The organism is Paenibacillus tianjinensis (genome assembly GCF_017086365.1).
Lineage (GTDB): Bacteria > Bacillota > Bacilli > Paenibacillales > Paenibacillaceae > Paenibacillus_AQ > Paenibacillus_AQ tianjinensis.
Genome location: NZ_CP070969.1, coordinates 2,447,949 through 2,467,280, shown reverse-complemented (window position 1 = coordinate 2,467,280; position 19,332 = coordinate 2,447,949). Strand labels below are relative to the sequence as shown.

Below are 19,332 nucleotides of genomic sequence, written 5' to 3'. Positions count from 1 at the left end.
GTTCGCACCACCCACCGGCTCTCTGAAACACTTGGCATCCCTTCTACTGATGTCCTTCAATGCTTTTATGATATCCAATTGAGTAAATTAATACCACATCTGCGTTTAATAAGTCAACAGCTCCGATAACCGGTTTCCGGGCAGAAGCGCATTCAAAACCGGCAATTTGTGCTATAATAGTTCCGTTAAAAGGAGGATTATCGTCGATGGTTGAGGAGAACAAGAAGAAGACCGCAAAACAGCGTCCCGCGCGAAGATCCTGGCTCCGCAGGTTCGGTTCAGTCGTAAAGTGGATGTTTATACTCGGCATCCTGGGCATGCTGTTTGCAGGCGGTGCCGTGGCAGGCTATGTCACTTCCATAGTGAAAGATGACCCTGTGCGCTCCGAAGAATTGATTCAGCAGCAAGTCAGCCAGAACGCCATCACCGGCTTTGCTTATTTCCGTGACGGCCAGCCTATTGGTCAGCTTCGCACTGAAGAAGACCGCAGGCTTATTGAATTTAATGATATCCCGCAGCTAGTGATCGATGCCGTCCTCGCTATAGAGGACAATAATTTCTATAACCATAAAGGAGTCGATTTCAGCGGTACCCTGCGTGCCGTCAAACAGAAGCTGCTTAATGAATCCGTTCAGACCGGAGGCAGTACACTCACCCAGCAGCTGGCTAGACGTGTATTTTTGAACCTGGACCGCACAGAGGACCGCAAAGTAAAAGAAATCCTGCTGTCTTTGCGGCTGGAGCGTTTTTTGTCCAAACAGGAAATCATTACGGCCTATCTTAATAAGGTTCCTTTCGGTAACGGATCTAACGGATACAATGTATACGGCATTAAAGCTGCAGCCAAAGGGATTTTCGGGCTCGATGATCTCGACAAGCTGAATATCGCTCAAGCCGCATACTTAGCGGGGCTCCCGCAGCTTCCCTCCAAGTACTCTGCTTTTAACGGAGTGGGCGAATTCAACGAGACTGCCTTTGGCCGTGCCATGGAACGCCAGAAGCTGGTACTGCGCCGGATGCTCGAAGAGAACAAAATCACCACCTCGCAATATGATGAAGCGTTGCTGTTCGACATCAAATCTTCTTTAGCCCCGCACACGAAGAAAGCGTACGCTACATATCCTTATCTGATGCTTGAAACGGAGCGCAAAGCTGCCGAGATCCTGCTGTCGTTGAATGAAAACAAGACCGATGCAGCAGATCCCGCCGCTTCTAATGATGATACCGTACTTCTCGAGGAAGCACGCCAGCAGCTTATGACCGGCGGTTACCGCGTATACACCACGATTGACAAAAAAGTGTACAGTGCGATGCACAGCATTTCAGAAGACAGTGACAACTTTACGAAGGACAGTAAATCAAGAGGCAAGGAACAGACTGCGGGCATGATGATCGATAACAAAACCGGAGCGATTCTCGGGATGATCGAAGGCCGTGACTTTAATATCGAGCAGATGAACTACGCCACGCAGATGATTCGTCAACCGGGTTCCACCATGAAGCCGATTGCCGCATACCTGCCTGCGCTTGACGCCGGATTGATTCAGCCTGCCAGTATCCTGGACGATGCTCCGATTATTTTGAAGGACGGCACCAAGGGATTCCATATTCCAAAGAATGCCAATAACCGTTATCAGGGGCTCGTTACAGCACGTTATGCGCTCAACAAATCATTGAACCTGCCTGCTCTTAAACTGTTTAACGACAAGGTAGGAATCGAAGCCTCATGGGCTTTTGCTAAAAAACTGGGCATTACCACCATTCAGGAGGACGACTATAATGCACAAACCGGGGTTATCGGGGGGCTGCGTTACGGGGTGTCCGTAGAAGAATTAACGAATGCCTACTCTTCCATCGGCAACAAAGGCGCTTTTAACGACGCCTATATGATCGAGAAGATCGTAGATTCGCAAGGTAAAATCGTGTATCAGCATAAAGTGAATCCGGAGCAGGTATTCTCCGAACAGACGGCTTATCTTATGACCGACATGCTGCGTACGGTTATTACCGAGGGTACAGCAAGTACGGTAAGAAGCAATTATAAGCATTTCAAAGAAGTGCCGATTGTCGGAAAAACCGGATCTACACAGAACTATGGAGATGTGTGGTTTATGGGCTACACACCAGATGTTACACTGGGGATGTGGGTAGGCTATAAAGAGCAGATCAACACCCTCCAGGGTGATGCCCAAAAACGGCAGGCACAGACACTCTGGACTAAGGTAATGAACAAGGTGATCGAGAAACAGCCTGATTTGTTCGTAACCAAAGCGTTCACTAAGCCTGAGGGTATTGTCAAAAAGACAGTCTCTGCATACAGCGGCAAGCTGCCCACGGATCTGACCGACAAGTTCACAACAGATCTGTTCAATGCCAAATATGTCCCTAAAGATAGCGATGACGGCATATCCAAAGCCAAATATATTACGTATGGCGGTGTGAACTATCTGCCATTGGAAGGCACACCGGATGATTTCCTGAAGGAGAAAATCGTCGTCAAACGCGAGAAGCCGATTCAGGATCTGGTCAAAGAACTGCTAGCTGCTTTCCCGGCTATGAAAGAGCATGAACCGCTGGAATACTATTTGCCGGAGGATGCCAAGACCGACTTCCCAACCGAAGTAGATCCGCGTGTTGATGACGGAAACGCACCCGCGGCTCCAGGTGGAGTTAATGTCTCCTACAGCTCTGGTAAAGCCGTTATAACCTTTACACCAAGCAGCTCATCAGACGTTGTAGGCTATCGGTTGTACCGCTCGTTAAACGGAGGTACATTCAAGAAGCAGGCGGTCATTTCCGCTGGTGAAAACACCGTCTTCTCACCCGGAACGCCAGAGACCGTAAATGCTACCTTCTACGTCACAGCTGTAGATGTAGCCGGCCATGAGACAGCTTCAGGCAGCGTAACCGGCGGGGCGACTCCGACACCGGAGGTAACGCCGACACCAGAAGCGCTGCCGGGAACTGATCCGACTCCTGACGGAGGCACGGTACCCGAAGGAACCGAAGACCCCGGGATGATTATTGTGGATCCAGGCAGCTCGGATGTACCAACTGGCAGTGGTAATAACGCCGCTGGCGGCAGCAGCAACGCAGCCGGCGGGGGGAACGACGCTGCCGGTGGAGGTAATAACGCTGCCGGTGGACAAAACGATGCTGCTGGCGGAGGCAATAATGCTGCTGCCGGTGGTAAAGGTGCCGGGAAAACAAAGTAACCGCTCCAGCCCGGCCGTTCAGAACGCAAAAACACCGATTCCTAACGAAAGTGCGGGAATCGGTGTTTTTGGTATGCGCTGCTTAAGTACGCCTAATCTTCGATTGTCGACAGGTCTCCAGCCGGGAGATGAAGCTCCCAGGCCTTTAACACCCGGCGCATGATTTTGCCCGAGCGGGTTTTCGGCAGCTTATCCTTGAATTCAATCTCCCGGGGGGCCGCATGTGCGGATAACCCTGCTTTGACAAAGGCAGCGATCTCATCCTTAAGCTCCATTGAGGGCAGGTAGCCTTCCCGCAGAGAGATGAATGCTTTGATGATCTCTCCCCTCAGCACATCCGGCTTGCCGATAACTCCCGCCTCCGCCACTGCCGGATGCTCTATCAGCTTGCTCTCCACCTCGAAGGGGCCAATCCGTTCACCAGATGAATTGATAACATCATCGATCCGCCCCTGAAACCAGAAATATCCCTCATCGTCCATATAAGCCGAGTCACCGGAGATGTACCAGCCCGGAATGCGGAAATATTCATCGTATTTAGCTTTGTTATTCCAGATTGTTCCCATCATAGAAGGCCAAGGGGTCCGTATCGCCAAGTTCCCCATCGAATAGGGGGGCAGCTCGTTGCCCCGGTCATCCAGAATCGCCGCTTCAATACCTGGCAGCGGACGTCCCATGGAGCCTGGCTTAATGTCCATTCCCGGGTAATTGCAGATCAGCTGTGCGCCAGTTTCAGTCATCCACCATGTATCATGAATGCGCTGGTTATAAATCTTATCCCCCCAGCGGACAACCTCTGGATTAAGCGGCTCCCCGACAGACAGCACATGACGCAGACTGCTTAGATCAATCCCCTGCAGGCTGCTAAGGCCTGCCCCCATCAGCATCCGGAATGCTGTAGGCGCACTGTACCATACCGTAACAGCGAAACGTTCTATCGTCTTATACCAGTCCTGAGGGCTGAAGCGCCCGCCCCGGACTACGTTGGCAACCCCATTCAGCCAAGGTGCAAAAATCCCATAAGAGGTTCCTGTAACCCACCCCGGGTCTGCTGTGCACCAATACACATCATCCGGGCGTAAATCGAGTACGATCTTGCCTGTATAATAATGCTGAATCATTGCCCTCTGCACATGGTAGACCCCTTTAGGTTTCCCGGTTGAGCCCGAGGTATAGTGCATAATAAGGCCATCTTCCAAGGTTAGCCATTCCGGTTCCAGTTCGGCCGCAGCAGCGGCTGTCTCCTCTTCGTAGCTCAGAATACCATGTTCTGGATCTGCCTTCGCACCGACAACAATAATGTGCCGCAGTTCAGGAAGCTCCTCATGCCTGACCCGCTTTAGCAGCTCAGGTGTAGTAACCAGTGCCACCGCTCCACTGTCCTCCAGCCGGTCCTTCACGGCTGTTTCCATAAAAGCTTCAAACAGCGGTCCGACCACCGCACCAACCTTCAGGACGCCAAGGAGACTAAAGTACAGCTCCGGGCTCCGCGGCATAAAGATAAATACCCGGTCGCCTTTGCCTATGCCGTATTTACGCAGAACATTCCCAAAGCGGCTGGAGCGTTCCTGCAGATCAGCGAAAGTGTACCTTTCCTCTCTCGCAGAGTCGCTGTAGATTAGCGCTGTTGCCGCACCACGCCCTTCTGCTACATGGCGGTCTATGGCTTCATGGGCCATATTCACTTTGCCCGTGTGAAACCAGGAGAATTCCTTCTCTACATCCTCCCACCGAAATTCGCTGACTGCCCGGGAATAATCTGTCATGTTCGCATTTTGTACACGGCCCGGTAAAATTTCACTATGGACTTGCCCCATTACTCTTGCCTCCCCTACTAGATTGAATTAAGCTTTAAGGGCGAGATTCTTAGTTCATGAAAACTGTCAATGTATTAATTGTGAAATATTTATGTCGGAATCAGTATAACATAGGAAACGGTTACATTCCATAAATTAGTTGTTCGAGAGGAGCCCATTCATGGAGCACCGCAAAATACCCGTCTCACATGTATACGTATATCACAACAAAGAAATTATAATTAGCGGCCCAATGTCCCCTGCAGTACTGCAAAGCCTGGACATCCACCGCGATCTGGATGCCTTCCGCAAGCCGCGTGAACAGCTGGATGCACTCATTGAAATATCGGGATTACCCGAGGGCCGTGTTATTACCGCAGTTACAGATAACATACTGATAGGCTATGTAACCTTTCATTATCCGGATGAACTGGAGCTATGGTCACAGGGGGGAATGTCTGACTTGATTGAATTAGGAGCTATAGAAGTAGCAGACGCTTATAGGGGAGGCGGGCTTGGCAAACTTCTGATTGCCACAGCGTTTGAGCGGGAGCAGCTGGAGAATTGTATTGTTTTCACTACAGAATACTATTGGCATTGGGACCTGAAGGGCAGCGGGCTGGATGTATGGGCATACCGTAAAATGATGGAAAACCTGATGAAAACTGTTGATATGGTTTGGTATGCCACCGATGATCCGGAAATCTGCTCGCATCCGGCCAACTGCCTGATGGTCCGGATTGGAAGAGAAGTGCCGATGTCTTCTCAAGAGACCTTTGACAGAGTACGCTTCAGGCAGCGTTTTATGTATTAAATAGCGGGTGAGTACCCCGTTATAATGCTCTTAGCATATATTCTAGAATGGCATGGGAACGCCGGGAGGCTAATACAGTGAACTCCTGGTAATTCACATGAGCCGAGCCGTCAGCCTTATCTGACATGGAGCGGATAATAACAAACGGTGCAGCGTTCATGGTGCAGACCTGTGCAACAGCCGCTCCTTCCATCTCGGCACAAGCGCCATTCAGCTGTTCTCGCAGATTAGCAACCACTGAACTGCTGGCAATAAATTGATCGCCGGACAGCACAATTCCTGTGATGGCATGCTGTTTCAGCTCAGCGCAGGCCTGCTCAGCCAATTTTACTAAAGCCTCATCTGCAGTGAAGGTTGATACCTCCTGATACGGGATTACCCCTTTGGGATAACCTAGGGCCGTTACATCCATATCATGCTGGATACAATGGGATGAGATTACGATATCTCCAATATTAAGGCCAGGATGAACCGCGCCCGCCACACCGGTAAACAACACTTTGGATACACCAAAGGTATCGAGCAGAATTTGCGTAGTCACCGCTGCATTCACTTTGCCTACTCCCGACTTGCAGAGAACAGCAGGCTTGCCGAAGATGGCCCCCGAATAATATTTGATACCGGCTTTAACGGTGGTCTGCCTGTTCTCCATACTATTCAACAGCAGTTCAATCTCCTCATCCATTGCGCCAATTAAACCGATTAACTCACTCAATATGTATCCCTCCGTATTTCCTTCAACATAAAAAGCTCCCGAAGGAGCTTTCTACGAACCTATAATCTTATTTGTTTACATGATTGACAGACAAACGGAGAATGGTCTCATGCGGCAGAATAACCCGCGGATTCTCAACCGTCTCTTTCTTCATCAGCTTCGTCAAAAGCCGCATGGCTACCGCACCCAAGTCGTACATAGGTTGTGCTACAGTAGTCAACAGCGGACGAACCATCGAAGCCATACGGATGTTGTCTACGCTGATGATCGAGAAATCATCCGGAACTTTAAGACCTTCATCCTGAATACTGTGGATTGCACCAATAGCCATTTCATCCGTTGCGGCGAATACAGCTGTCGGTTTCTTCTTGAGACCGAGGAAATACTTCATTGCTTCGACACCGGATTCGTAACGATAGTTACCGATACGCACCAGGTCTTCCTGATACTCGATCCCTGCCGCTTCCAGTGCTTTCTTGTAGCCTTGGAACCGGGCATAACCGTTGGCAGGATCCTGCAGCGTTCCGCTGATCATAGCAATCTCACGGTGTCCGTGACGGATTAGCGTGTTCACAGCATCAAAGGCCGCATTCTCATGATCGATATCAACCGACGGGTAAGTCCCCTTCTCATCACGCGTTGCGCAAAGCACGATCGGAACTGCAGAGGTCTGGAAAGCCTGGATATGTTCTTCAGTTACCGTTCCGCCCATGAAGAGCAGCCCGTCCACTTGTTTCTCCAGAAGTGTGTTAATTACACGGATTTCCTTCTCTTTGCGTTTATCGGCATTACACAAAATAATATTGTAATGATACATATTGGCAATATCTTCAATCCCGCGTGCAATTTCTGCAAAAATCGAGTTGGAGATATCAGGAATGACAACCCCTACGGTTGTCGTTTTCTTGCTGGCGAGACCTCTCGCCACAGCATTTGGACGATAGCCCAAACGTTCAATTGCTTCAAATACTTTCTTCCGGGTCTGCGGCTTCACGTTAGGGTTATTATTCACAACCCGTGATACCGTTGCCATAGATACGCCTGCTTCGCGAGCTACATCGTAAATGGTTACCGTCAAATTACTCTCTCCATTGCGATAAATTTTATCGTTCGACTAATTAAAATTATGATACGACACTTTGTACAATTGTGCAATGATAACGCTTCATTTTCCTTTCAAAATTCTTTCAAAGGAGCAAGAAGCTTATCCTGGCGCGGTTCTATCTCCAATTTCCTCAATAAAGTCCTCCACTGATTCCCAGTAGGCTATCGGTGCGGCGTTGATTCCCTTTGCTGTAATTTAACGAAAAATGCTGGAGACATCAGCAAGGGGTTCTGCCGAAATCAGCGATAATCTGAACCTGCTTCTATCGTAACAAAAAGTCCGTGAAAAATCCAACATTCGTGAAAAATTTTCATTGATTTTGCAGAAAAAACATTTCATTTCGCACTTTCTGCCGATTGAAGTGTCAATTGTGACAGTCTGGAACCAGTTTCTTCCATCCAGTGATGGTCACCAAGCTCCACTGACAGCCGGTACACGTCCAAAAGGACATCGATCCGTCCTTGAATCGACTTATAAATGGTTTCTTCAAGCTCAGTCATTCCACCGGGAAATATGCCGGAAGTAAAAGCATCCTTAAGTACACTCGCCCATTCATTCCGGTCTGCGAAGGAAAGATGGCGTCTGGGTGGAGTCTCTCCTAATTCGCCAATCAGCTTGCCCAGTTCCTTTTTAATGAAGGGTAAGGGTTCATAACGGGCGCAGATGCCGCATGTGTAGACCGGAACATGAGTGATTTTGATCTTTGCGCTGTAAATCAGCGTATGCATATGTAGGGTCATGATTCCGCCGCAGCCGCATGACTTTTTAACCAGATTCTCTTTTAACATCTCCCACACCTCAGGCTCAATATTGAAAAAACACGTGAGTCCGCCTTTTCAATAGCTATATTCGCCTTCTCCGCCTCAAATCCCTTCCCATTTGCATAAAATGATTTATTTGGAAATAAAGCAAAGGTTTACATGTTACAAGATGACTTCATATTTTAAATTTGATAGAATAAACAGGATATGATGACGTGAAGGGGGCTACAAAGATCATGAGACTAACCGGTAAAAAGGTTATCGCGCTTGTCGATGAGGAATTTGAAGATTTGGAGCTCTGGTATCCCGTGTACCGTGTGAGTGAAGAAGGCGCCGAGGTTCATCTGGCAGGCCTTGAGAAAGGCAAAACCTATACAGGTAAATACGGCGTACCCGCTACAGCCGAATATTCCTGGGACGAGCTGAATGCGGAAGATTATGATGGCATTCTTGTGCCGGGTGGCTGGGCACCGGATAAAATCCGCCGTTACAGCGCCGTACTGAAGCTTGTGCAGGATTTTAACACAGCCAAAAAGCCGATTGGCCAAATCTGCCACGCAGGATGGGTACTGATTTCGGCCAAGATTCTGAAAGGTGTTACCGTTACATCTACCCCTGGCATCCGTGATGACATGGAGAATGCCGGGGCCATCTGGAAGGATGAACCTGTGGTGACCGATGGACATATTATTTCTGCCCGTAGGCCGCCGGATCTTCCGCCTTACGGTAAGGCATTCTGTGATGCGCTGGCCGGGGAATAGGCCGCCGTAATTAAATGTCTTCACAAGGATAAACAAGCCCTCCCCCTTCTGCTTACCGGGGTGCAGGGCTTGTTTGTGCTTTATGGCTGCTATTTGCGGATGGGGAGAGATAGTGTCTCCTGTATTGGATTAGGATAGCCGGTTATGGTGAACGTCAGCGGTTGGGGATATTTATTGCTGCCGAGACCCAGATAATGCAGCAGTGGGATTAACTTTTTCTCCGCTGACTCCTGCCGCTGTGGAATGCTGATATCAAACTGGTTGGCTGAATGTACCTGACCCGCTGCATCCGTAAACTCACTGTCTATCATCAGGGAATTGTAGAAGCTTTGCTTTGCTGGCGCTCTGAGATATTCCAGAATCATTGTAGAACCCTTTTCAGTGCTGTAAAGTGACATCTTCAAATGATTGTCGGGCGCTTTAATAATTTCCTGCTTCTCTGTATCGATAATCAGCTCCGTTGCATCCTTGTCCAGCGCCAGAATTCCGCCGATCTGCAGCTTGAGCGGCTTACTGTAGCGGTTATCGTTCGCAAATACCATGCGGTTTTCCCCTTCCGCCACCAGTGTACGAAGCAAAGCCAGATTCGTATAATCACCCTTGCTGCCCATTAAAAGCTGTGGATTGAGCAATGAAAAAATTTGTTTGGTGTTCTCCGTGTTGTAGGCATAATCCATATAAACACCTGTTGTTGAAAGGTAAACATCATCAATCTGAATACCCTGTCCCGCTATTGTTAAAGTTTGGCCTATATTCATGACTTCTCCTGTTTTGGCCATCTGCTCTTTATCCAGCAGGATTGGCACAGATAGCTGCGCCAGCGTATCTCCGGAATCCGCAAGTTTATACTCCCCAAGCTTTACGTCGAATGTAATCTGATCCGGCAGCGAACTGAATTCTCCACCCCACCGCAATACTTCATATCCGCGTGTAGTGCCGGTCGGCACATCCTTGGCATTCCAGGCCGAGCCAAGCAGATTGTTCACCGGCTTATCTCCTGTTCCTGTCAGCTGCAGAAAATTCACGCGGGCTCTCTGTTTTGTATTATTCTGCAGGGAATACAAGATAATAATCCCCATACGGTCTGCAGCAATTCCGTCTACCGTCAGCACAAATCCATTCTGCCGGGCTGTAGCACCGCTTACGCGCTGTATCAAACCTGCTTCGATCGCCGAAAATACGGTAGTGTTATCGTATCCAGCAGGATTAATGCCTGCCACTACACGGTATTCGTCAAACTCCCCCTTGCTCTGGACCATTGCTGGCAGAGGCGGAGTCTGGGCACTGTGAGGCCTCACCTGCTGACCGATCCAAGGGAAAGTAAAGAGCAGGGTAGCAGCCATGATTACCGTAATACTTATTGCAAATCGGTTTTTGACTGCAGATACACGGGAACGAACAGGTTCTGACATCCCGCTGCGTATTGCTGCATTCAATTTGACCTCCGACATTGCCTCCACCTGTCCGGATAATCCGTCAAAATAATCCTTCAGCAGCTTTTCCTCACTACCGGCCATTTGAGGGCCCCCCTTTCATTTTGTCACGCAGCTGCTTTAACCCCTTATTCAGCCAAGTCTTTACCGTCCCTTCCGGCTTGCCGAGCACTTCCGCAATCTCTGCCAGAGTCATATCCCGGTAATATTTCAGCACAAGCACCTGGCGGTATTTCCATTTCACGCTGTCGAGTGCCTGCTCCATGTCCAGCTTGCGGTCACTGGTCATTTCCATTACTCCATCATTGCTGGTATGTGGGGCCTTTACAGAAGCCAGCCGCCTTCTCCGCTTTAATTCATCTTTGCAGCAATTGATCAGAATTCGCGTGACCCAGGGTGCAAACCGGTCAGGATCCTTAAGGCTTTTGCGATTCATCCAGGCCCGGTACGTAGCCTCCTGCAGCATTTCGAGTGCATCCGCTTCACTCCGGAAGTAGCTGTAGGCGATTCCGTAAAGTATTCTTTTCTGCTCCGAGACAAGTCTGATAAAAGCCTGGCCGCTTTCTTCACCATACTTAAACCGTTCACCTTCTATAAGGTCTTCCATGCTTAATTCATTCTGCCTCCCTCTACAACAACATTAAGAAGCGCCTATTTATGTACTTCTATCTATACTGACTCTCTTAGGGTAAAAACGGTTTACTTTTTTAGCTGACGGCATTTTTGGAGCAGTAACGCAAAAGGCCCGGCGTATCCGCCGGACCTTTCACTTCGCTGAATATACTTTGGCTTCCTTATCATCACAAGGTCTTCTCTTTCGGAGCCTCAGCTGCAGCACCGCTTCGCACAGCGAACGCGCTTAGCAGCTCTTCCGTCTGCAGACTTGTCCGGTGACGGAAACAAGCCTTGGCTGTCTCTTTAGCTTCCGCGGCTAAAGTATTAAGTGTGCGGTGCTTCACCCGCAGCAGCGCCTGCGGAGACATACTGAGAGTGCGGATGCCGAGCTCCAGCCAGAGCGGAAGCGAGCGCTCATCAGCAGCCATCTCGCCGCATACGCTAACGTCGATGCCAACATCCCGTGCTGCCTGCACGGTCATCCGGATCATGCGAAGTACAGCCGGATGATACGGGTGGTACATATGGGCAATCTGCTCATTCATCCGGTCAACCGCAAGAACATATTGTACCAGATCGTTGGTGCCAATACTGAAAAAGTCAACTTCCTCCGCCAGCAGTTCCGCAATCATAACGGCAGCCGGAACCTCAATCATGATGCCAACGGGTATTTTATGGTTATAGGGAATTCCCTGCTCATCCAGCTCGTTCTTCACTTCATTCAGTATGGCTTTGGCCGCCTGAACTTCTTCTACCGAAGAAATCATCGGGAACATCAGTTTGACATTTCCAAAATGGCTTGCCCGCAAAATCGCAGTCAGCTGTGTTTTGAACATATCTTTACGGTCCAGACTGATGCGGATTGCACGGTAGCCAAGAAACGGGTTCTGCTCCTCCGGCAGCTGGAAATAATCCAGATGCTTGTCCCCCCCGATATCCAGGGTACGAATCACTACGCTGTTGCTGCCCACCTTCTCGGCAACCAGCTTGTAGACTTCAAATTGTTCTTCTTCTGTAGGGAACGAGTGGCGGTCCATATACAAAAACTCTGTACGGAACAGCCCTACGCCTTCGGCTCCATACTTCAGCGCCATATCCAGCTCCTTGACTGAGCTGATATTGCCAGCGAGATGCAGAGACGCACCATCTTTGGTGATGGCTTCCACCGTCGCGAGCAGCTCGAGCTGTTCTTTTTTGCGCTGCTGCTTGTCGCGTCTTGCGGCGTAGGCCTGTACAGTGGATTCATCCGGATGAATCTGCACCGTCCCGGTCTCACCATCCATCACCAGCATATCCCCAGTCTGGATCGGGCTCGTCAGCTTGTTCTCCAGGCCCGCAACCAGCGGGATGCCCAGCGCCCGGGCCATGATCGAGGAATGGGAGGTTTTGCCGCCCATCATCGTAACAATACCGAGCACATAAACCGGATTCAAGTGAGCCAGCTGGGAAGGCGAAAGCTCTTTTGCCACCAGAATATACGGCTGTGTATCTGACGGCAGCGTTACCTCTGGTGCTCCCAGCAGATGTTTCAGCAGTCGGTTTCCGACATCCTTGATATCAACCGCCCGCTCCTTCATATACTCATCGTCGAGCAGATCGAACATCGCAACAAAGTGATCGATTGCTTCCTTAACAGCTACCTCAGCCGCTTTATATTGACGTTCAATAATACCGCGGATTTCACTCATGAATACCGGATCATCCAGAATAGCCAGGTGAGCGTCGAAGATACTCGATTCTTCCGGACCTACGACCTCTCGGAATTCTTTTTTAATAAATTCTATTTCATCTTTAGAGGTACGGATGCCTTCATATAACCGTTCAAACTCCTTGGCCAGATCCACGGGATTCACCTGCGTATCCGGCAGGCTCCATTCCCAGTTCGGCAAGACAAAGGCCTTCCCGATGGCAACACCTGCTGCAGCGCCTATGCCCTGTATCATGCTTCGATCCCTCCAACATTACTCTCATGTAGTACCACGGACATTACGGACGATTGCCCCTTTTTCACGTTTTTGAATGGAGCATAGCTCCAGGATTTTACACGGTCAGGGTTGGTAATGACCATTGGTGTGGCAAGTGAAGCTGCATGCTCCTGCAAAAAGGCCAGGTCAAATCTGACCAGCAGCTGTCCCGGCTCTACACTGTCGCCTTCCTGTACAAGCGCCTCAAACGGCCCTTTAAGCTGCGAAGTATCGATCCCTATGTGCATAAGCACCTCGAGCCCCTCAGGCGTTGAAATGCCTACTGCATGCATTGTGGGGTACACGTGCATTACCTTGCCGAAGACAGGCGATACCAGTTCTCCTTTTTCCGGGAAAAAGGCAACTCCGTCTCCAACCAGCTTAGCTGCAAATATATGATCCGGCACTTCTTCAATCGGCATCATCCGGCCCTGAATCGGTGAGCAGAACAATACCTGCGGGAGATCACGCAGCATCAGCTTATCGATCTCCTCGCGGATCAGCTCGGAGTAAGTCCCGAACACCACCTGCACGTTACCGCCGCCCAGCTTGATAATTCCAGCAGAGCCAAGGCCTTTCAGTGCCGCTGTATCTATATATCGGTCATTGTGTACCGTTAATCTTAACCGTGTGATGCAGGCCTGCACCTGGACAATATTTTCTTTGCCGCCCAGAGCCTCCAGAATCAGCGGTGCCTGATACGGAATGTTACCTGCCCAATCTCCCAGCTCCGAGCCTTCTTCGCGCCCCGGTGTAGGAATCTGGAAGCGGCGGATCGCCCAGCGGAATACATTATAATATACAATGCCGTAGCCGATGCCGATCGGAATCAGCAGCCAGGCACGCTGTGAGAGATGCATATTGAGGATGAAATCAATCGCTCCCGCCGAATACGAGAACCCGTGATGAATGCCCAGGGCATAGGTCAGCACCATAGCAAGACCCGACATTACCACATGCAGACCGAATAAATAAGGGGAAGCAAACAGGAAGGCGAACTCAATCTGCTCCGAAACCCCTGTCAAAAAGCAGACGAGGGCCGCCCGCAAGAAAGTCTTCTTAATCTTGGGCTTCAAGTCTTCTCGTGCTTCCTGAATAATAGCCAGCGCAATCGCCGGCAGTGCGAACATCATAATTGGGAACAATCCGGCCATAAAGACACCGGCTGTAGGATCACCGGCAAAAAAACGCGGCAAATCCCCCTGCACGACCGCACTGCCGTCAGGAGTGGTAAAGGTGCCCAGCTGGAACCAGAACACATTGTTCAGGATATGATGCAGCCCGAAGGCTGTAAGTAACCTATACAAAACCCCGTATACAAAAACCCCATAGCCGCCGGCGGCCTGTACATCCCGGAATAAAATATCCAGCACATCCTGCAAAAGCGGCGAAACGCCGAGCATTACCCAGGCAAATAAGGCAGAGAACAGTCCCATGAACAACAGTACGAAACGCGACCCGCCAAAAAACTGAATCGCTTCTGGCAGCTTGATATTCTTGAACCGGTTATGTGCCACGCCGGCGACAATTCCGAGGATAATTCCGATGAGTGTTGCAGGCTGAACAGCCCCGTTTCCCATATTGGTAACAATCCGGTCATAGGTAAACATTCCTGCAAGCGCTGCAAGCCCGGCCGGTCCGGCCTGATTGGACAGCCCCCAGGCGACTCCGACAGCAAACAAATAAGGCATGAAATAAAATATCCCCTGCCCCGCGTATGTAGTCACTTCGGATACCGAAGAAAGTCCCCATGCAGACCACGGTAAGCTGCCCAGACTCAGCAGTATGGCCGCAGCCGGAAGCACCATGGTAGGAAGCATAATGGCTCTGCCCAACTGCTGCAAAGATCCGAGCCAATTCAAGGTGACCCTCTCCTTTCGTTCTATAAATGAATGGTAAGCGCTACAGCAGTTTTTGTCAAAAGAATACGCAACACTTAGAATACCACGCCTCCCGGGGGATGGGAAGGGTAAACCTGAGCAGAAACTACTCCAGCTACTCCAGCTACTCCAGCTACATAATAAGTGTACTTGGTACAACTAAATATGGAACTGTATCACGTAATTTATATTAACTGCACTCTTTACAACTATTTCGTACGAATTTCACCAATTAAAGCATAAGTGAAGACTATAGTTGTACGAAGTACAGTTATATTTGATAAATCTGGATATTAACCGATTTTAGTTGCACATACTACATTTATCTCCTTTTTCCTTCAGATAAAAGAGCCACCTATTGCATGCATCCGCTTTCTACCAAATTTGGTCAGCCTGCATAGCTCTCACCTCGTAGTACCTTACCCGCTCATTTGAGGCCACAGGCTTCAGGAGCCCTTTATCACTTAAACTATCCAGCAGTCTGCGCGCCGTCCTATAATTGATCTGAAAATTTCCGGTAACATCCTTCGGACGAAGCGGCCTGCCAGGCGCCAAGCCAGGCGGAGCACTTCTTTTTCCGCCGACAAAATATCTGAAACAGCTGAATGTCTGGCCAAGTATGGTGCGAGCGCCAGTTGAAGCAGCATCCGGCACACTTCAGGACGCTTCTGGATGTCATCGAAGGAGAAATGCAGCATCCGCCAGCCCATTCCCGCAAGGAAGTTGTCCCGGTTCAGAGCATAGCTGAATTTCTCGCGGTCCATATCCTTAATGTGGCTCTGATACCCATCGCATTCAATCCCGATGCGTGCACCATTCTGCGGCAGAAAAGCAAAATCCATAAACTGCGATTTACGGTTCCAGTCATACACCTCATATTCGGGATGCAAAAAATCCAGCGACTCAAAGAGCGGCCACCACACGTTCTGCAAGAACAGCTTCTCAGCGAAATTATGTCCTCTTAAAAGTCTGCCTTTACGTTCACCCATTCTATCTGATGTATGCTGACTAATCCATAAGCTATGTACCTCTTCAAACTCCAAACTTATCCCCTCCCGCAAATAAAAAAACGCCCACGGCCCGCAGTTACTCTTACGGGTAGTGAACGTTCTTCGTCTATTGCCAGTATAACAAGCCATCCGGGCATTTTCCAGATTAAACTAAGCTGGATCAAGGAAAGGGGGGGCCGGGTCATCGCCTCCAGTTCACGTGTTCCGCACGTGAACCGGTTTACCCAGCAGTCCGGGCACCAAATCCTGAATCCCTTCCCTCTTCTTGCCCCAATTTACATTTACCCGCGGCTGCGCCCGTGCATCGTAACGGCTTCCTCCACCTTGATGCAGCGGTCCATGATCGCGATCATGCCGTGCTCAGCGGCGATGTCAGCCGCCTCCTGGCTGATAATGCCCTGCTGGAGCCACAGCACGCGCGCCCCGATGTCCGCCGCCTCCTGCGCAACCTCAGCGCAGAATTCACTGCGGCGGAACACATTGACGATATCGACCGGCTCCGGGATCTCAGCCAGTGTATGGTAACATTTCTCGCCCAGGATGTCGCCGTCCACTGTAGGATTAACCGGAATGATCCGGTAACCCCGGCTCTGCATGGCGTAAGCGACCATGTACGAGGTACGGTCTGATTTGTCGGAAAGGCCTACAACAGCAATATTGCCTGCAGAGGCTAGAATATCGCCGATCTGCTCACGGCTAGGATTTTCAAAACTCATAGTGATTTATCCCCCTCTTCAGTTGTCCCCGCCTTAGGCCGGGATTCCCTGTGAATATTACGGATCACCTACATATTAGACTTGGATATAGCTCAAAGCAAGCCGCTCACAAAAGTACGGGTGTGTACGATCCAAGCGAATCCTCGGCCATCAGCCCATGCGGTGATCAAGTCTTATTAGACTCCGCACTCTATTCCTATTTTACCCATTCCACATCGGCACCAAGCTCGCGCAAATGGTCAAAATATTGCGGGTACGATTTCGCCACATGGTGAGCGTCCTTGATCAGCAGTGGCTGACGGGCCCGAAGGCCAACCACCGTCAAGGCCATAATGACCCGGTGATCGTAATGCGCATTAATAGTCACGCCGCCTTCTACACCTTCCGGCAACCCATGGACGATGATCTCGTCGCGGCGCTCCTCGACCTTGGCTCCGGCACGGGTCAGCTCGGCCAAATAATCCGTGATGCGGTCGCATTCCTTATACCGCAGGTTTTCCACATTGTAGAAGCGCGAGGTACCTTCGGCAAATACCGCTGCCGCTACCATAGCCAGTACAGCGTCAGTGGCTGCATCGCCATCGAATTCCACAGCCTTAAGGATTCCGTTGCCCTGAACATGTACAGTTCCGTTCTCATGGGTAAGCGGTACTTCCATCATACGCAGCACGTCGACAATTGCCCGCTCTCCCTGCTTGCTGTGTTCAGCAAGCCGGTGAATCTTCACATCCGACTTCGTGACTGCCGCTGCTGCTAGCACAGCCGCTGATCCCGGATAATCGCCTTGTACAGTGTACGATTTGGCGGCATAGGCCTGGCGGCCCGGCACTTTAAAGGACATGTAATCATCTGCGGCATGAACAACGATGCCTGCCTGCTCCAGCACCTCCAGCGTCTGGCCGACAACGACCTTCGATTTCAGATCGTCCAGAACAACGATCTCGCTGTCTTCCTCAAGCAGCGGCGTCAGGAACAGCAGCGCACTGAGATACTGAGAGCTGACTGCTCCGGATACGGTAATCCTACCGCCGGCCGGCTTTCCGCCGCGAATCGTAATGGGAAGCCTTCCGTTGTTATGCTCCACTTCAACACCCAACTGGCCCAGCGCCTTGATCAGATCGTCATGCGGGCGTTTACCCAGGGAATCTGGATAAGTATTCACAAAGGTTACCTCAGGGCTCAGCGCGGCAACAGCCATCAGAAAACGCAGTACTGCACCGGCATTACCGACATTCAATTCTTTTACATCGCGTGGATTCCGGCCGAAGCCCTGAATCACGATTTTCTCGTCATCTTCCGTCAGCACGGCTCCCAGATCAGCGATACATCTGCGAATTGCATCACTGTCTTCACTGTGAGCAGGATGATAAATGGTACTAACGCCTTCAGACAGAGCGGCTACCAACAGGTAGCGTGTAGTGTAGTTTTTGGAAGACAGTGCTCCAAATTCTCCTTGCAGGGTAGGTGTCGGCCTAACAATAACGTCCATAATCCAAACGCTCCTTAATAATTGTAGTGTATATATGTAGTGCTGGGTTTGACATGGTAATCTAATGCTGTGTTATCATAAAATCATTCTCTCAAAGAAAAGAGGTCTTTACCATGAACGATATTCCACAAATTACACCCGAAGTGCTGCGGCAGCGTCTTACGGCAGGTGAGGACCTGTGTCTGATAGATGTCCGTGAAGATGATGAAGTAGCCACCGGAATGATTCCGGGCGCTGTTCACATTCCCATGGGCCAGATCCCGCAGCGTACCGCTGAGCTTCCGGCCGATGCTGAAGTGGTCTTCATCTGCCGCTCGGGCGCACGCAGCCAGCGCGTCTGTGAATATCTGCAGCAGTTCGGCTTCACTACCGCCAACCTCAGCGGCGGGATGATTGAATGGAACGAAACCGCAGAAGACTAAGCTGCCCGCAAGTACACTTAAAAGCTCAACCGCGGTAATGCATTAAAATATGCTGCGACACTTCTGCCGCACTCAGCTCCGATGTATCGACCGTGCAATGCGCGAAACGGTAAGCCTCACGGCGCTGCTCCATTATGGTGCGGATCCTTTCTTGCGCGTTGCCGGCGAGCAGCGGACGATTCTGATCCCCGCTAACCCTTGCAAGAATTGCCTCCTCAGTAGCTGTAAGAGCCACTACAAGACCATGGGCCAGCATAATCTCGGCGTTACCGGGGACAAGCACCGCTCCTCCGCCCGTGGAGATTATTCTTCCCTCTCCCTCAAGCATCCGCAGCAATGCTGCCGATTCAAGCTTCCGGAAATATGCCTCACCTTCACTCGCAAAAATCTCCGCGATGCTCCGGCCTTCACTCTCAATAATCACATGATCTAAATCAACCAGCTCGTAGCCAAGCTCCTCTGCCAGCATTGCGCCAACCGTTGACTTGCCTGTAGCCATCATCCCAACCAGGATAATGTTCCTGTTCCGGTTCGCCCTGTTTTCACTTTGTTGCTCCCTATCCCCTGTCATGACTACCCTCCAACCGCGACATTTGTCATATCATAACACAGGGTGAAAAGGTTGCACAAATAAAA

The 19,332-nt window shown here is 50.3% G+C and carries 16 protein-coding genes and 1 other annotated feature (1 of these 17 cut by a window edge); of the genes, 4 read left to right on the top strand and 12 right to left on the bottom strand.

Translation table 11 applies throughout. The annotated features are described in order from the left end of the window. Nucleotides 1–69 (bottom strand) — a binding site (T-box leader) (it extends 189 nt beyond the left edge of the window). 137 nt (nucleotides 70–206) lie between these two features. After that, on the top strand, nucleotides 207–3,215 hold the full coding sequence (locus JRJ22_RS10835; protein ID WP_206104458.1) for a transglycosylase domain-containing protein: 3,009 nt from the start codon (nucleotides 207–209) through the stop codon (nucleotides 3,213–3,215). Nucleotides 3,216–3,307: 92 nt separating this feature from the next. Here the strand turns inward: JRJ22_RS10835 and acsA are convergent, their stop codons facing one another. Beyond that, nucleotides 3,308–5,032 carry an acetate--CoA ligase gene (gene acsA, locus JRJ22_RS10830; protein ID WP_206104457.1) on the bottom strand — a complete coding sequence of 575 codons (1,725 nt, stop codon included), beginning with the start codon at nucleotides 5,030–5,032 and terminating at the stop codon, nucleotides 3,308–3,310. A gap of 160 nt (nucleotides 5,033–5,192) precedes the next feature. Between acsA and JRJ22_RS10825 the strand changes: the two genes are divergently transcribed. After that, complete coding sequence (locus JRJ22_RS10825; RefSeq protein WP_206104456.1) at nucleotides 5,193–5,825, top strand: GNAT family N-acetyltransferase; 633 nt, start codon at nucleotides 5,193–5,195, stop codon at nucleotides 5,823–5,825. Between the two features lie 19 nt (nucleotides 5,826–5,844). Here JRJ22_RS10825 and JRJ22_RS10820 read toward each other — a convergent pair whose 3' ends face one another. The 3 genes from JRJ22_RS10820 to JRJ22_RS10810 form a co-directional block, all read right to left on the bottom strand. Further along, a complete protein-coding gene (locus tag JRJ22_RS10820; RefSeq protein WP_206104455.1) occupies nucleotides 5,845–6,540 on the bottom strand; it encodes a 5'-methylthioadenosine/adenosylhomocysteine nucleosidase in 696 nt (231 codons plus the stop codon). Nucleotides 6,541–6,607: 67 nt separating this feature from the next. Next, nucleotides 6,608–7,618: a catabolite control protein A gene (gene ccpA / locus JRJ22_RS10815; RefSeq protein ID WP_206104454.1), complete on the bottom strand. Its 1,011-nt coding sequence runs from the start codon at nucleotides 7,616–7,618 to the stop codon at nucleotides 6,608–6,610. Nucleotides 7,619–7,980: 362 nt separating this feature from the next. Further along, nucleotides 7,981–8,433, bottom strand: a complete 453-nt coding sequence (locus JRJ22_RS10810) for a hypothetical protein (protein WP_206104453.1) — start codon at nucleotides 8,431–8,433, stop codon at nucleotides 7,981–7,983. A 209-nt stretch (nucleotides 8,434–8,642) separates the two neighbouring features. Here JRJ22_RS10810 and JRJ22_RS10805 point away from each other — a divergent pair, with 209 nt between their 5' ends. After that, nucleotides 8,643–9,167: a type 1 glutamine amidotransferase domain-containing protein gene (locus JRJ22_RS10805; protein ID WP_206104452.1), complete on the top strand. Its 525-nt coding sequence runs from the start codon at nucleotides 8,643–8,645 to the stop codon at nucleotides 9,165–9,167. 89 nt (nucleotides 9,168–9,256) lie between these two features. Here the strand turns inward: JRJ22_RS10805 and JRJ22_RS10800 are convergent, their stop codons facing one another. The 7 genes from JRJ22_RS10800 to aroA form a co-directional block, all read right to left on the bottom strand. Then, complete coding sequence (locus tag JRJ22_RS10800) at nucleotides 9,257–10,684, bottom strand: hypothetical protein (RefSeq protein ID WP_206104451.1); 1,428 nt, start codon at nucleotides 10,682–10,684, stop codon at nucleotides 9,257–9,259. Further along, nucleotides 10,674–11,207, bottom strand: coding sequence for a sigma-70 family RNA polymerase sigma factor (locus JRJ22_RS10795; protein ID WP_206104450.1), 534 nt, complete (start codon nucleotides 11,205–11,207; stop codon nucleotides 10,674–10,676). The genes JRJ22_RS10800 and JRJ22_RS10795 overlap by 11 nt, the downstream gene beginning before the upstream one ends. A 193-nt stretch (nucleotides 11,208–11,400) precedes the next feature. Further along, the gene (gene ptsP / locus JRJ22_RS10790; protein ID WP_206104449.1) at nucleotides 11,401–13,158 is read right to left on the bottom strand and encodes a phosphoenolpyruvate--protein phosphotransferase; all 1,758 of its coding nucleotides are present in this window, start codon (nucleotides 13,156–13,158) and stop codon (nucleotides 11,401–11,403) included. Beyond that, nucleotides 13,155–15,041, bottom strand: a complete 1,887-nt coding sequence (locus JRJ22_RS10785) for a glucose PTS transporter subunit IIA (RefSeq protein WP_206104448.1) — start codon at nucleotides 15,039–15,041, stop codon at nucleotides 13,155–13,157. The genes ptsP and JRJ22_RS10785 overlap by 4 nt, the downstream gene beginning before the upstream one ends. Nucleotides 15,042–15,523: 482 nt before the next feature. Next, nucleotides 15,524–16,102 carry a hypothetical protein gene (locus tag JRJ22_RS10780; RefSeq protein WP_332461377.1) on the bottom strand — a complete coding sequence of 193 codons (579 nt, stop codon included), beginning with the start codon at nucleotides 16,100–16,102 and terminating at the stop codon, nucleotides 15,524–15,526. 248 nt (nucleotides 16,103–16,350) lie between these two features. Continuing rightward, nucleotides 16,351–16,785 carry a CoA-binding protein gene (locus tag JRJ22_RS10775; RefSeq protein ID WP_206104447.1) on the bottom strand — a complete coding sequence of 145 codons (435 nt, stop codon included), beginning with the start codon at nucleotides 16,783–16,785 and terminating at the stop codon, nucleotides 16,351–16,353. 196 nt (nucleotides 16,786–16,981) lie between these two features. Next, nucleotides 16,982–18,274 (bottom strand): 3-phosphoshikimate 1-carboxyvinyltransferase, encoded by a 1,293-nt coding sequence (gene aroA / locus JRJ22_RS10770; protein ID WP_206104446.1) that lies wholly within the window; start codon nucleotides 18,272–18,274, stop codon nucleotides 16,982–16,984. 113 nt (nucleotides 18,275–18,387) lie between these two features. Here aroA and JRJ22_RS10765 point away from each other — a divergent pair, with 113 nt between their 5' ends. Then, nucleotides 18,388–18,696, top strand: a complete 309-nt coding sequence (locus tag JRJ22_RS10765; protein ID WP_206104445.1) for a rhodanese-like domain-containing protein — start codon at nucleotides 18,388–18,390, stop codon at nucleotides 18,694–18,696. Between the two features lie 25 nt (nucleotides 18,697–18,721). Here JRJ22_RS10765 and JRJ22_RS10760 read toward each other — a convergent pair whose 3' ends face one another. Further along, entirely contained in the window at nucleotides 18,722–19,267 is a 546-nt protein-coding gene (locus tag JRJ22_RS10760) for a shikimate kinase (RefSeq protein WP_206104444.1), read from the bottom strand. Nucleotides 19,268–19,332 lie beyond the last annotated feature (65 nt).

Bases quoted from the DNA above. Each gene is read 5' to 3' on its own strand.
- acsA (WP_206104457.1), bottom strand. From the start codon at position 5,032: ATGGGGCAAGTCCATAGTGAAATTTTACCGGGCCGTGTACAAAATGCG.
- JRJ22_RS10835 (WP_206104458.1), top strand. From the start codon at position 207: ATGGTTGAGGAGAACAAGAAGAAGACCGCAAAACAGCGTCCCGCGCGA.
- aroA (WP_206104446.1), bottom strand. From the start codon at position 18,274: ATGGACGTTATTGTTAGGCCGACACCTACCCTGCAAGGAGAATTTGGA.
- JRJ22_RS10800 (WP_206104451.1), bottom strand. From the start codon at position 10,684: ATGGCCGGTAGTGAGGAAAAGCTGCTGAAGGATTATTTTGACGGATTA.
- ptsP (WP_206104449.1), bottom strand. From the start codon at position 13,158: ATGATACAGGGCATAGGCGCTGCAGCAGGTGTTGCCATCGGGAAGGCC.
- JRJ22_RS10805 (WP_206104452.1), top strand. From the start codon at position 8,643: ATGAGACTAACCGGTAAAAAGGTTATCGCGCTTGTCGATGAGGAATTT.
- JRJ22_RS10825 (WP_206104456.1), top strand. From the start codon at position 5,193: ATGGAGCACCGCAAAATACCCGTCTCACATGTATACGTATATCACAAC.
- JRJ22_RS10760 (WP_206104444.1), bottom strand. From the start codon at position 19,267: ATGACAGGGGATAGGGAGCAACAAAGTGAAAACAGGGCGAACCGGAAC.
- JRJ22_RS10795 (WP_206104450.1), bottom strand. From the start codon at position 11,207: ATGGAAGACCTTATAGAAGGTGAACGGTTTAAGTATGGTGAAGAAAGC.
- JRJ22_RS10765 (WP_206104445.1), top strand. From the start codon at position 18,388: ATGAACGATATTCCACAAATTACACCCGAAGTGCTGCGGCAGCGTCTT.
- JRJ22_RS10775 (WP_206104447.1), bottom strand. From the start codon at position 16,785: ATGAGTTTTGAAAATCCTAGCCGTGAGCAGATCGGCGATATTCTAGCC.
- JRJ22_RS10810 (WP_206104453.1), bottom strand. From the start codon at position 8,433: ATGTTAAAAGAGAATCTGGTTAAAAAGTCATGCGGCTGCGGCGGAATC.